The sequence below is a fragment of the Raoultella sp. T31 genome (assembly GCF_002806725.1).
Lineage (GTDB): Bacteria > Pseudomonadota > Gammaproteobacteria > Enterobacterales > Enterobacteriaceae > Klebsiella > Klebsiella electrica.
Genome location: NZ_PIBO01000052.1, coordinates 1 through 11,944 on the forward strand (window position 1 = coordinate 1; position 11,944 = coordinate 11,944).

The 11,944-nt window shown below is 55.4% G+C and carries 14 protein-coding genes; 6 read left to right on the top strand and 8 right to left on the bottom strand.

Going from position 1 to position 11,944, the window contains the following annotated elements:
- Positions 1 to 209: 209 nt before the first annotated feature.
- Entirely contained in the window at positions 210 to 1,145 is a 936-nt protein-coding gene (gene rihA, locus CWM52_RS23565) for a pyrimidine-specific ribonucleoside hydrolase RihA (RefSeq protein WP_100686303.1), read from the top strand.
- Between the two features lie 115 nt (positions 1,146 to 1,260).
- Here the strand turns inward: rihA and CWM52_RS23570 are convergent, their stop codons facing one another.
- Positions 1,261 to 2,298 (bottom strand): NADP-dependent oxidoreductase, encoded by a 1,038-nt coding sequence (locus CWM52_RS23570; RefSeq protein ID WP_100686304.1) that lies wholly within the window; start codon positions 2,296 to 2,298, stop codon positions 1,261 to 1,263.
- A 65-nt stretch (positions 2,299 to 2,363) separates the two neighbouring features.
- Complete coding sequence (locus CWM52_RS23575; protein WP_100686305.1) at positions 2,364 to 2,939, bottom strand: helix-turn-helix domain-containing protein; 576 nt, start codon at positions 2,937 to 2,939, stop codon at positions 2,364 to 2,366.
- Positions 2,940 to 3,138: 199 nt separating this feature from the next.
- On the opposite strand from CWM52_RS23575, the gene CWM52_RS23580 reads away from it, so the two are divergent.
- Positions 3,139 to 3,657, top strand: a complete 519-nt coding sequence (locus tag CWM52_RS23580) for a GNAT family N-acetyltransferase (RefSeq protein ID WP_100686306.1) — start codon at positions 3,139 to 3,141, stop codon at positions 3,655 to 3,657.
- On the top strand, positions 3,654 to 4,103 hold the full coding sequence (locus CWM52_RS23585) for a DMT family transporter (protein WP_100686307.1): 450 nt from the start codon (positions 3,654 to 3,656) through the stop codon (positions 4,101 to 4,103). The genes CWM52_RS23580 and CWM52_RS23585 overlap by 4 nt, the downstream gene beginning before the upstream one ends.
- A 9-nt stretch (positions 4,104 to 4,112) precedes the next feature.
- Here CWM52_RS23585 and CWM52_RS23590 read toward each other — a convergent pair whose 3' ends face one another.
- Both CWM52_RS23590 and CWM52_RS23595 read right to left on the bottom strand, forming a co-directional pair.
- Positions 4,113 to 4,346, bottom strand: a complete 234-nt coding sequence (locus CWM52_RS23590; RefSeq protein ID WP_100686308.1) for a YdcY family protein — start codon at positions 4,344 to 4,346, stop codon at positions 4,113 to 4,115.
- Positions 4,347 to 4,362: 16 nt separating this feature from the next.
- Complete coding sequence (locus CWM52_RS23595) at positions 4,363 to 5,961, bottom strand: ABC transporter substrate-binding protein (protein WP_100686309.1); 1,599 nt, start codon at positions 5,959 to 5,961, stop codon at positions 4,363 to 4,365.
- Between the two features lie 262 nt (positions 5,962 to 6,223).
- Between CWM52_RS23595 and CWM52_RS23600 the strand changes: the two genes are divergently transcribed.
- Positions 6,224 to 7,657, top strand: a complete 1,434-nt coding sequence (locus tag CWM52_RS23600; RefSeq protein ID WP_100686310.1) for an aldehyde dehydrogenase — start codon at positions 6,224 to 6,226, stop codon at positions 7,655 to 7,657.
- A 100-nt stretch (positions 7,658 to 7,757) separates the two neighbouring features.
- Here the strand turns inward: CWM52_RS23600 and CWM52_RS23605 are convergent, their stop codons facing one another.
- Positions 7,758 to 8,540, bottom strand: coding sequence for an alpha/beta fold hydrolase (locus CWM52_RS23605; protein WP_100686311.1), 783 nt, complete (start codon positions 8,538 to 8,540; stop codon positions 7,758 to 7,760).
- Positions 8,541 to 8,611: 71 nt separating this feature from the next.
- Entirely contained in the window at positions 8,612 to 8,785 is a 174-nt protein-coding gene (locus CWM52_RS23610; protein WP_100686312.1) for a GhoT/OrtT family toxin, read from the bottom strand.
- A 190-nt stretch (positions 8,786 to 8,975) separates the two neighbouring features.
- On the opposite strand from CWM52_RS23610, the gene yncL reads away from it, so the two are divergent.
- On the top strand, positions 8,976 to 9,071 hold the full coding sequence (yncL, locus tag CWM52_RS23615; protein ID WP_064610873.1) for a stress response membrane protein YncL: 96 nt from the start codon (positions 8,976 to 8,978) through the stop codon (positions 9,069 to 9,071).
- 49 nt (positions 9,072 to 9,120) lie between these two features.
- On the opposite strand, the gene CWM52_RS23620 is transcribed toward yncL, so the two are convergent.
- Positions 9,121 to 9,435 carry a hypothetical protein gene (locus tag CWM52_RS23620; protein WP_227521335.1) on the bottom strand — a complete coding sequence of 105 codons (315 nt, stop codon included), beginning with the start codon at positions 9,433 to 9,435 and terminating at the stop codon, positions 9,121 to 9,123.
- Positions 9,436 to 9,991: 556 nt separating this feature from the next.
- On the opposite strand from CWM52_RS23620, the gene CWM52_RS26425 reads away from it, so the two are divergent.
- The gene (locus tag CWM52_RS26425) at positions 9,992 to 10,114 is read left to right on the top strand and encodes a small membrane protein (RefSeq protein ID WP_086816685.1); all 123 of its coding nucleotides are present in this window, start codon (positions 9,992 to 9,994) and stop codon (positions 10,112 to 10,114) included.
- 563 nt (positions 10,115 to 10,677) lie between these two features.
- On the opposite strand, the gene CWM52_RS23625 is transcribed toward CWM52_RS26425, so the two are convergent.
- Positions 10,678 to 11,943 carry a Y-family DNA polymerase gene (locus tag CWM52_RS23625; protein ID WP_100686313.1) on the bottom strand — a complete coding sequence of 422 codons (1,266 nt, stop codon included), beginning with the start codon at positions 11,941 to 11,943 and terminating at the stop codon, positions 10,678 to 10,680.
- Position 11,944 lies beyond the last annotated feature (1 nt).

Here is an 11,944-nt window from a genome sequence, read left to right on the forward strand (position 1 = left end):
CCGGGGAGAGGTTCCCGGGCGGCGGGATACCTCCCTTGCCCGGGCTACGGCCCGGCATCAATTGTCGGCCCGGCAAGCCCAGCGCCACCGGGGAAACGCTCTCACTCCCGTCTTATTGCGGCTTACTTCACGCTTTGTTTTATCCTTTCTCGTCTGTTGTGCTCCCGAGCGTTACTCTTGTCACAAATAACCGCCAACAAGGAGCTGCTATGGCACTGCCGATCATTCTCGATTGCGATCCCGGTCATGATGACGCCATCGCGATGGTTCTCGCCCTCGCCTCACCCGAACTTGACGTCAAAGCGATCACCGCCTCCGCGGGCAACCAGACACCGGACAAAACCCTGCGCAACGTGCTGCGTATGCTGACGCTACTGGGACGGCAGGATATTCCGGTGGCCGGCGGCGCGCGCAAACCGCTGATGCGGGAGCTGATCATCGCCGATAACGTTCACGGCGAAAGCGGGCTCGATGGCCCGGCGCTGCCGGAGCCTGATTTTGCGCCGCAGACCTGCACCGCCGTCGAACTGATGGCGAGCACGTTACGCACAAGCCCGCAGCCAATAACCCTTGTCGCGACCGGCCCGCAAACCAACGTTGCCCTGCTGCTCAACAGCCACCCGGAACTGCATGACAAGATTGCCCGCATTGTCCTGATGGGCGGCGCGATGGGGTTGGGCAACTGGCAGCCCGCCGCCGAGTTTAATATCTACGTCGACCCGGAAGCGGCGGAGATCGTCTTTCAGTCCGGCATCCCGATAGTCATGGCCGGGCTGGACGTGACACATAAAGCGCAGATCCATGATCAGGATATCGCGCGTTTTCGCCAGCCGGGCAACCCGGTGGCGACGATCGTTGCCGGGCTGCTCGATTTCTTTATGGCATACCACAGAGACGAGAAATGGGGCTTTGTCGGCGCGCCGCTGCACGATCCTTGTACTATCGCCTGGCTGTTGAAGCCGGAGCTGTTCACCAGCATTGAACGCTGGGTGGGCGTGGAAACACAGGGAAAATATACCCAGGGGATGACGGTGGTCGATTATTATTTCCTGACCGGCAATCCGCCAAATACGACGCTCCTGCTGGATGTCGACAGACAAGGGTTCGTGGATTTGTTAGCCGAGCGGCTGGCGTTTTATGGCTGACGGAGAGCCTGCTGGCTCTGTTCCCAGGAAAAGCACGCGCTGTGCTTTTCCTGGCGATGACCGCTGAATCAACGGGCAAGCCCCGGCATATGCCGAACTGCCGGGGTAATATTGATTAATCGTCCGGGGAGACGCGCACCACCACTTTACCGAAGTTTTCCCCCTTCAGCAGGCCAATCAGCGCATTGGGCGCCTGTTCCAGGCCATCGACAAGCTGCTCGCGGTATTTGATTTTACCTTCCTGTACCCAGCGCCCCATCTCCGCCTGGAACTCGGCAATACGATGCCCGTAATCCTGGCCGATGATAAAGCCCTGCATGCGGATACGTTTTTTCAGCAGCGTCGCCATCAATAGCGGCAGACGATCCGGGCCTTCCGGCAGGCCGGTCGCATTATAGCCACTGACCAGGCCGCACAGCGGAACCCGCGCCGAGGTGTTGAGCAGCGGCAGTACGGCATCAAACACCTTGCCGCCGACGTTTTCGTAGTAGATATCAATACCCTGCGGGCAGGCCTCGGCCAGCTGGCTGGCAAAGTCAACGGCATGATGATCGAGGCAGATATCAAACCCAAGGGTTTCGACCGCATAACGGCACTTCTCGCTGCCCCCGGCAATTCCCACCGTGCGACAGCCTTTCAGTTTCGCGATCTGGCCGACCGTGCCGCCAACCGGACCGGTAGCCGCGGCCACGACCAGCGTTTCTCCCGCCTTCGGCTGGCCGATATCCAGCAGCCCCATATAGGCTGTAAAACCAGGCATCCCAAGGATACCGAGCGCCCACGAGGGGTGTTGCGGATGCTCGCCCAGCTTGACCAGCCCGTTGCCATCGGAGAGTTCAAAATCCTGCCAGCCGCCGTAGTTCAGCACCCACTCTCCCGCTTTAAAGTCAGCATGGTCAGACGCTTCAACGCGACTCACCGTTCCGCCGACCATCACGGCACCGATGGCAACCGGCGGCGAGTAGGACGGCGCGTCGCTCATGCGTCCGCGCATGTAGGGGTCTAACGAAAGATAAACCGTGCGCAGAAGCACCTGCCCGGGACCGGGCGTCGGGGCATCGCTCTCTTCCAGACGGAAATTATCCCCCGTCGGCTCGCCGTGCGGGCGAGAGGCCAGCACCCAGCGGCGGTGACGTTGTGGATGAAAAGCCATAACAAACTCCTCTTGTTTAAGACCTGTAATGAGGCTAGTCGCAATTGCTGCCGCGCACATTGGCATTATGAGGCAGATTGATTTAAGCGCACGACCAGATAGGTGCACGATGCGCTGGACTCATTGATAAAACGGCAGTCGTCAGGCGGCCCCAGCTCAAGGCAATCGCCGGCCCGCATCTCATGCCGGGTCGCGCCCTCGACAAAAACCAGCTCCCCCTGTTGCAGCCAGATAAGCTGACGCGCCAGCGCGTAGGAGGAGGCGGGCATCGACACATCGCTGCCCGCCGGCAGCTCTACCTGCACCAGATCAATGGGCAGATCGCTGCGCGGCGAAACATGACGCCGTAAATAGTGGCTTTGCGGATCGCGCCATACCGGCTGCTGGGCAAAGCGCAGCAGTTTGCCTTCCTGCATCTCCGCGCGGGCGATCAGCGTCGACATACTGATCCCGAACGCGCCGGAAAGCCGCCCCAGCATCGACGCCGTCGGGCTGCTCTCGCCGCGTTCGATCTTGTGGATCATCGCGCGTGAGGCACCGGCGCGTTCGGCCAGTTCGCTGAGTGACCAGCCGCGAGATTCGCGTTCAATGCGGATACGGGCGCTAATGCGCTGATTCATATTGTCTTCAATAGTATTCATAGCGTAGTACTATAGTGTATGAATCAATCCCCGACAAGGCGACACCTGCGCCGTCTCCTGAGGGGCGACGGCCTCGCTGCATCTGCCTGGCAACCACCGGCCATGATAAATTTCTTGCGAAAACAGATGGCAGCATCGCGTACATTATTGTAATAATATCGTACTACTATAGTGTACAGAGATTGAGTTGAGGTTTGCTATGACCATTCGTTATGCCAGCAAAGAAGATTGCGCGGCGATTGCCGAAATTTACAACCACGCGGTGCTGCATACCGCCGCCATCTGGAATGACAAAACCGTCGATACCGATAATCGCATCGCCTGGTTTGAAGCACGTCAGCTGGCAGGCTACCCGGTTCTGGTGAGCGAAGAAAACGGCGTCGTCACCGGCTACTCTTCGTTTGGCGACTGGCGCGCCTTTGATGGCTTTCGCCATACCGTCGAGCATTCGGTCTACGTCCACCCCGATCATCAGGGTAAAGGATTAGGCCGCAGCCTGCTGGTGGCGCTGATTAAAGAAGCCCGTCGCCTGAACAAGCATGTCATGGTGGCCGGTATCGAAGCGCAAAACCAGGCCTCTTTGCATCTGCACGAAACGCTCGGATTTGTGATCAGCGGGCAGATGCCGCAGGTCGGCACAAAATTTGGCCGCTGGCTGGATCTGACCTTTATGCAGCTCCAGCTCGACGATCGTCGCGATCCGGATGCCAGCGCATGAACGCTTCTTTGACCCTCGCCTGTCTGATTGCCGCAGGCGTCGGACTGGTCGTACAAAATACGCTGATGGTACGTATTACGCAGTCCGCCTCGACAATACTCATTGCGATGCTGCTGAACTCACTGGTCGGAATGGTGATTTTCGTTACCATCCTGCTCCTGCGACACGGTGCGGCAGGCTTTCAGGAGCTGGCGCTCAACATACAATGGTGGACGCTGATTCCCGGATTGCTGGGGTCGTTTTTTGTCTTCGCCAGCATCAGCGGTTATCAGAACGTTGGCGCGGCCACCACCATTGCGGTACTGGTTGCCAGTCAACTGGTGGGAGGATTAGCGATGGATATTATTCGCGCTCACGGCGTGGCGTGGCGGGCGTTGCTGGGGCCGCTGTGCGGCGCAGTCATGCTGGTGGCGGGCGCCTGGCTGGTTGCCAGACGCCAGTTTTAGCGCGCAATATCAGAGAATGGCGCCGCCTTTGTTCAACTGCTCGCGGCGTGCTTCCTGCTCTTCATGCTGCTGACGGCCGTGATGGGCAATCGTGGTCCGTAAACGCTGCTGCTGGGTAAAACGCTCGTCGCGGGTCAGCTCAGCATCGTCACTCAGCGCCACCAGTAGTTCGTTCATGTGAGTAATCACCCCCTCGGCAATCGCCGCGTCGACGCGGGCGATAACGTCATCCAGATGTGCCATGTATGCTCCCCCCGGCTTAGTTCAATTTAACTTTCGAAAAATCGCTACCCATCAGGCTCACGCTATAGCCGCTGACGTTGCTGCGCGTGGCGTAGAAGGTTTTCCCGGTCGCGAGGGTAATCCATGGCGCCTGCTGATAAAAGATCTCTTGCGCCTGACCATACAGTTTGGCGCGTTGCTGCGGATCGCTGACCAGAATCGCTTTTTTAACCAGCGCGTCATATGACTTATCGCACCAGCGGGCAACGTTGGAACCGGTCTTGATATTATCGCAGCTCAGCAATGTGCCGGCGAAGTTGTCCGGGTCGCCATTGTCCGACATCCAGCCAAACAGGGCGCTGTCGTGTTCACCTTTGCGCATGCCGGAGAGATATTCACCCCATTCATAGGTGACGATTTTGGCCTTGATGCCCACTTTGCTCCAGTCGTTCTGAATCATTTCGGCAATGCGCCGCGAGTTGGGGTTGTAGGGGCGCTGTACCGGCATCGACCACAAGGTCACCTCTGCCCCTTTTTCCAGCCCGGCCTGCTTCAGCAGCGCTTTGGCCTTTTGCGGATCGTAGTCGTAATCCGGCAGATCTTTCTTATAACCGAGCATATTTGCCGGCAGCGGAGATTTGGCCACCGCGCCAGAATCCATAAACACCGCGTTGACGATGGCCTGTTTGTCGGTGGCGTAGTTCAGCGCCTGACGGACCAGCACATTATCAAACGGTTTTTTCTCGGTATTAAACGCCAGATAGCCGACGTTCAGCGCTTCAACAGCATGCAGCGCCAGATCTTTATTGCCCTTGATAACGGCGAACTGTACCGGCGACGGTGCCGGGATAATCTGACATTCGTTGGTTTGCAGCTTCGCCAGACGGGTCTCGACATTCGGGGTGATGGAGAAGATCAGATGTTTTGTCGGCACGTCACCTTCCCAGTAATGCGGGTTGGCAATGTAACGGATTAGCGAATCGACTTTATACTGCTGAAGCGCATACGGGCCGGTGCCGACAGGCCAGGTATCAACATACTCCGGCGTGCCTTTCTTCATCATCGCATCGGCGTATTCCGCCGACAGTATTGAGGCAAAATCCATTCCCCAGTCGGCGAGGAAGGCGGCATTCGGTTCCGTCAGTACGAACTGGACATGATAATCGTCGACCTTTTTCACCTCTTTAATCAGCTTATCCAGCCCGACGTCGTGGAAATACTCATAATTACCCTGCGAGACTTTATGATATGGATGATTCGCATCCTTCTGCCGCAGGACCGAGAAGATCACGTCATCCGCGTTAAAATCGCGGGTCGGTTTAAAATATTTATTGCTGTTGAACTGAACGCCTTTGCGCAGCGTGAAAGTCCAGGTTTTACCATCCGGGGAAACGGTCCAGTCAGTCGCCAGTGAAGGAATCGGCGTATTTTTCACCGGATCAAAGGTAATCAGACGGTTGTAGAGCACCTGGGAGCTGGCGACGAAAGAAGGTCCGGAGCTGGCAATCTGCGGGTTAAATGATTCCGGCGATGCTTCGGAGCAATAGACCAGCGTATCGTTACCGGCCGCCCACGCGGCTCCGGCTGGCAGCAAGGTGCTTAACGCCAGCGCAATCAGCGTTTTCCTGGTAGACATGGTTATAAACCTTATCAATTTGTTATAAGTGTTCTAATAACAACACAACAGCATTCAACCAGCAAATAATCAATCGCTATCAGGTTATGCTGAAAGCGCTTTTTTTGCCGATTTATTCTCCAGAGCGGGTCAGCCTGCTGAAGTTGTGAACTGCTTATAAAACCAGAAAAAAAACGTGCGATAACCGCCCTGCCTGCCCCACGCGGCCCCGGCGCCCGATACACTCGGAAAACCGCAGAACGCAGTACAACGAGGTTTTCCCATGACAATAACCTGCAACTTATATACCCGTGGCCAGTGGCATGATGCTGAAGGCCAGGCCACCTTTACCCGCACTAATCCACTCAGCGAACAGCCCGTGTCCATCGCAGCGGCTGCGAGCCTGGCCGATGCCCGGCACAGCGTCGAAGCCGCCGCTGCCGCCTTCCCGCAATGGCGCGACACCGCCCCCGCCGAGCGCCGTCGCCTGCTGCTGGAGGCGGCGGAACAAATGCAGCGTCGTGAAGCAAAATTCATCGCCGCCATGTCGGCGGAGACAGGTGCGACGGCACACTGGGCGGGCTTTAACGTCCATCTGGCCGCCGACATTTTGCGTGAAGCCGCCGCCCTTACCACCCAGATTGAGGGGCAGATTATTCCGTCGAATGTCCCGGGTAATCTGGCGATGGCCGTCCGTCAGGGGGCTGGCGTGGTACTGGCAATGGCGCCGTGGAATGCGCCGCTGATCCTCGCTACTCGCGCGATTGCGACGCCGCTCGCCTGTGGGAATACGGTGATCCTCAAAGGGGCGGAAATGTCGCCCGCCAGTCAGGCGCTGATTATTGATGCGCTGGCGGCGGCCGGATTACCGGACGGCGTCGTGAACTATCTCACCTGCGCGCCGGCGGATGCGCCCGCGCTGGTGGAGACGCTTATCGCCCATCCGGCGGTGCGCCGCGTTAACTTTACTGGCTCCACGCCGGTCGGACGCATTATCGCCCGCACCTGCGGGCAGTATCTGAAACCGGCGGTGCTGGAACTTGGCGGCAAAGCGCCGCTACTGGTCCTCGACGATGCCGATCTCGAGCAAGCGGCGGCTGGCGCCCTCTTTGGCGCATTCGCTAACGCCGGACAGATCTGTATGTCAACCGAGCGCATTATCGTCGACGAATCAATAGCCGACGCTTTTATCGCCCTGCTCAGCCGCCGCGCGGCAACGCTGCCTGCCGGGCTGATGGGACCGGTTGTCGATATGAAAACCGTCACGCGCTGCAATGAACTCATTGATGACGCGCTGGCAAAAGGGGCCCGCCTTTTAACCGGAGGTAAAGCCGACACCACGCAGATGCGCGCCACGCTGCTTGATGGGGTAACCCGCAGCATGCGGATATGGCAGGAAGAATCCTTCGGTCCGGTAAAAGCCATTATTCGGGTACACGGCGAGCAGGAAGCGCTGGCGGTAGCCAACGACAGTGAATACGGGCTCTCTTCGGCGGTCTACAGCCGCGACACCGCCCGGGCGTGGAACGTAGCCCAGGGGTTACAAACCGGCATTTGCCACATTAATGGCCCTACCGTACACGATGAAGCGCAGATGCCGTTTGGCGGCTGTAAAGCCTCCGGCTACGGACGCTTTGGCGGCCGCGCAGGCATTGCTGAGTTTACCGAGCTACGCTGGATGACATTGCAGACCACCCCGCGCGAACTACCGTTTTAGCGTTCAGGCCAGCAGATAACGCGGTTCCCACTGCAAGCGATCGCCATCGGCATGCCACATAGGGTCGCTTGCCATCGGACGCGGACAGGCAAACGCTTCACTACGGTGATATCGAGGCGTTTGCCTGAGCGGGGGCGAAAAATTGCGCCATGCAATCGGCCAGCGCAACGGGATTCTCCCAGGCCATAGAGTGGCCCTCATCCGGCACTACCAGCAGCGGAATACCGGCGGCGGCGACGTCGTCGGCTTCCTGAGCCGGGAGCGACAATTCGCCATAGATCAGCGCCTTGCGACAGGATAATTGCTGAAAGCGCGCGAACCAGGACGGCGACACCCCGTCAACCAGGCTGCGGGCCCCTCGCCATACGGCTCTGGGGGCACTGTTTTGCAGGCACCCGGCCCAGGGAGACGTTTCTGCCGCCAGCAGATCGGCGAAGCCCTGCGCGATAAACCCGGCTTCCGACTGGGCGGCGATAGCCCGACTGTACATGCCGCCACCGGCATAAAGATTGGGTTCAGAGACCAGCAGAGCCTGGACGCGGTGGCCCAGAAGCTCAGCGGTTTCAATGGCAATACTGCCGCCCATGCTATGCCCGAACAGAGAGCAGCGGGTCAGTTGCAGACTGTCAAGCAGTTCCACAACAACCCGCGCCTGCTCACTGGTACCGTAGCCAAAGGAGTCAGGCTTACCGCTATAGCCAAAACCAGGCAGGTCGATCAGCAAAACCCGCTGCCCGGGAAAAGCCGGATCGGTCACCACGCGTAGATAGTCATAAGAGGACGCGCAACCCAGCCCGTGAATAAAGACCAGCGGGTCGCCGTACCCAGGGAAATCGAACCAGCGCACGTTAGCGCCAGCGAATAAGGAAAAATAGCTATTCATCAGGTTGCTCCGCCCATGATTACTGTATTTTTATACAGTAAAACAGTGACGGTTGCCATCGCTTTATGCTGTCAGAATAAAGAGATCAGTAGCGCCATCGGAAAGCTAAATGGCCAGGTGGCCCCGATCAGCAGCGCGGCCAGCAGGCGAATCAAACGACTTTCTTTGGTCAGAAACCAGCTGATGATCGCACAAATACATCCCATAACTGCATAAAAAACCAGCATTTTCTGGTATAAGGTCATTATTCTTCCTTCCCTGATAAGCCCCATTATGATACGGAGATGAGCGGCACAAGGAGTGCGACACAGCCCGCAAAATCACACAACGAATCGCGCGCTTAATCAGCGGAAAACAACCAATTCATCCTTGTCTGATAGCACTTCCTTTCTCCCCGTACTATACATGTAGAGGCTTACTCATAAAGGTGGCGTTATGGATGTTTCCAGCAAAACCGTAATTCTGATTAATGTCGGCGTAGCTTTCGCGCTTATCAGCCTGTTATCTGTTCGTTTTGGTTGGTTTTACTGATTTTATTCAGCAAAGAGACCTAAAAAAGCAGCCTCCGTGGGCTGCTTTTTTACGATTTAATCGCGACGGTGTTATCCGCGCGGCTCTGCGCCTGTAGCACAGCAATAGCCTTTATATTCTCAGGGTTATAGCCGGGCAGCAGATTAATTCTTTCATTATCCCACTCAGCCGCCATACAGATGGGCTCGCTGACCCCCTGCTGTTCACAAAGACTAATACGCTGGGCGGGTAAATGACCGTACAGAATTGCCGTGGCGCAGGCCACTGGCAGAAAAAAAGCTATCTTTTTCAAAACAAGATCAACGTCAAAGTAACAAACTATAACAAATGTTCGCATGAGCCAGCCGGTAAAGTCAAACCTCAACCGCCTTTTCCCCCTGGCCGCCGCGGCCAGGCAGTTTTTTTTAACTTTTGTTCCACGCAATAGCGTGGTTCAAACAATGTCCCTGCCGCTCCCTTTTCATTCTCCATCTTTAACCGCAGCAGGTTATTGGACAATATGAACAAGTGGCCGTCATTTATCCCTATAGAAACAATCTGATCAGGTGAAATGACAAAGGAAATAAATGCCTGATACCTGACATGATGTTACGAAGATTCGATGGATAATAAAAATAGTGTATAAGAACAAACCTAAAAAGCAGCATAAATCCCACGGAGAATTAATAACGCATAATAAAACAACCGCCCACAAGTTGACTAAAAATGCGCAGAGTATTTAAGAAACCAACCACAAAGCAAGCAAAAAAAACACCGTAATACATTGTTTTACAATCAAAATTAAATACAGACTGTATTTTCAGTACTGGCTGACAATGCACTTATCAGTAAATATTATTTGCGTTACCATCTTTTAGAAATTACGTTCTTAATTACATATTTTTGATTTTTTCTGTTACTCATTTATTTTGGGGTGGTATATGTCTGGAATTATTGTGCTTATTGTGGCACTGCTGTTGCTGGTAATTGCAGCGTATAATCTGGTTTCTTACATTCGCGACCGTCGCCAGTCTGGGTTACCAACTAAAAAATCAAAGCGATAGAACTACGCGCTGCTGACAACAGCATACGCATGCGCCAGAAAACCTTTTGCTCACTGCGGCTTCATACGCGATAAATAACATTACAATTTATATGGAAAATAGATCGTCGCGGTCTGCCTTCACTTTTCTCTCAGTTATTGTCTCGACGTTTGGCGCGCACGAACAAAAAACCCCTGTACTCAAAACAGGGGTTTTCTTGTCACTTGCTGGCAGCGACAGATATTAATCAGGGTGATGTCTCTGTTTGTCCGCGCTGAACGGCATGTTACGCGCCCCACCCGGCGCTTATCTCCGGCACTCATTCTGGCTTAGCTCTTGAAGGGGCATAAGAATCCTCTCATATTTCGCCGCCTCTGTTTTAGCAATAACTGCCATTGCGACTATTAGCAGGCTAATGTATGAAAAAGGTGATTATCTCATCCGTAACAAGCTTGTGACCGCGCTACCACCGTCGCCGAGGCATAGCTTTGGCACGGCTATGGACTTGCCCGCAGGGAGAGCGTTGCAACTCGCTCATAACCTCCTTGCATGGCTGCCGGGCAAAAAATTTTGACAGTCAGCGTTCACCTGACCTGCAGCAAGTCGCTATACCGTGTCGTATAACGTGGAGATATCATGTTCCTTTTCATCTGCCATCCCGCCTGTATCCCTTGTCCGGCAAAGTACAGAGATCCTCTGCCGTTTTTGGCATTGAGATGATCCAGAACCGCCATCAGCTTTTCACTGTTCTTTCGTGGCGCATTGTCGTCGAACAGGTTCAACTGGGCCACGCCCTGGCTGTAGAAGTCGCAGAGCATCACACCCGCTTTTTGATAACGGTGTCCATCTTTCCAGATGCCATCGAGGCACCTGCTGGCCGCAGCGATGATGTCCCGACTATCCTGGGTCGGGGTCAGTAGTTTTACCGATGCGTTGTTGCTGTAATAGGGCTTATTCAGCGCAAATGGGCTGGTTTTGACAAATGCCGAGATAAACCGGCAGTACTGATGCTCACTGCGGAGTTTTTCCGCTGCGCGCGATGCATAGCTGCATATCGCCTGCCGCATCTCATGATATTCCGTAATGCGGCCGCCGAACGAACGGCTACAGACGATCTCCTGTTTTTCCGGGGTAAACTCTTCGAGGCCAAGACATGGCTCGCCGCGCAACTCGCGCACCGTGCGCTCCAGCACCACATTGAAATGCTTCCGGATAAAGCGGATATCGGTATCCGCCAGCTGAAGTACCGTTTTGATGCCCATGGCTTCCAGTTTTTTACTGATGCGGCGCCCGACGCCCCAGACTTCATCAATTTGCAGTACAGCCATCAACTTACGCTGTTTGTCGATATTGGACAGGTCCACCACCCCGCCCGTTTGCTGCTGCCACTTCTTCGCCGCGTGGTTGGCCAGCTTTGCGAGGGTTTTAGTCTGAGCGATACCGATACCCACGGTGAGATGCGTCCTTCGCCGTACCGTTTCGCGTATCTCCCGGCCAAAATCGGTCAGGTCACGACAGTTACGCACGCCAGTCAGGTCGCAAAAGGCTTCATCGATACTGTAAATTTCGCACCGCGGCAAAAGCTCCTCTAACGTTGTCATGACCCGGTTCGACATGTCCGCGTATAGCTCGTAATTACTGCTGAAACAGATGACGCCGTGCTGGCGGAAAATATCCTGCTGTTTGAAAAACGGCGCCCCCATTTTCACAAATTTCTTTGCCTCCGCAGAGTGTGCTATCACACAGCCATCGTTATTCGAAAGGACAACCACCGGTCGCCCTTTCAAATCGGGTCGAAAGACCGTCTCACAACTCGCGTAAAACGAGTTCACATCACATAGCGCGAACATT

Coding starts and splice junctions, on each gene's coding strand:
- yncL (WP_064610873.1), top strand. CDS start 8,976: ATGGATGTTTCCAGCAAAACCGTAATTCTGATTAATGTCGGCGTAGCT.
- CWM52_RS23575 (WP_100686305.1), bottom strand. CDS start 2,939: ATGAATACTATTGAAGACAATATGAATCAGCGCATTAGCGCCCGTATC.
- CWM52_RS23605 (WP_100686311.1), bottom strand. CDS start 8,540: ATGAATAGCTATTTTTCCTTATTCGCTGGCGCTAACGTGCGCTGGTTC.
- rihA (WP_100686303.1), top strand. CDS start 210: ATGGCACTGCCGATCATTCTCGATTGCGATCCCGGTCATGATGACGCC.
- CWM52_RS23595 (WP_100686309.1), bottom strand. CDS start 5,961: ATGTCTACCAGGAAAACGCTGATTGCGCTGGCGTTAAGCACCTTGCTG.
- CWM52_RS23585 (WP_100686307.1), top strand. CDS start 3,654: ATGAACGCTTCTTTGACCCTCGCCTGTCTGATTGCCGCAGGCGTCGGA.
- CWM52_RS23610 (WP_100686312.1), bottom strand. CDS start 8,785: ATGACCTTATACCAGAAAATGCTGGTTTTTTATGCAGTTATGGGATGT.
- CWM52_RS26425 (WP_086816685.1), top strand. CDS start 9,992: ATGTCTGGAATTATTGTGCTTATTGTGGCACTGCTGTTGCTGGTAATT.
- CWM52_RS23600 (WP_100686310.1), top strand. CDS start 6,224: ATGACAATAACCTGCAACTTATATACCCGTGGCCAGTGGCATGATGCT.
- CWM52_RS23570 (WP_100686304.1), bottom strand. CDS start 2,298: ATGGCTTTTCATCCACAACGTCACCGCCGCTGGGTGCTGGCCTCTCGC.
- CWM52_RS23590 (WP_100686308.1), bottom strand. CDS start 4,346: ATGGCACATCTGGATGACGTTATCGCCCGCGTCGACGCGGCGATTGCC.
- CWM52_RS23625 (WP_100686313.1), bottom strand. CDS start 11,943: ATGTTCGCGCTATGTGATGTGAACTCGTTTTACGCGAGTTGTGAGACG.
- CWM52_RS23580 (WP_100686306.1), top strand. CDS start 3,139: ATGACCATTCGTTATGCCAGCAAAGAAGATTGCGCGGCGATTGCCGAA.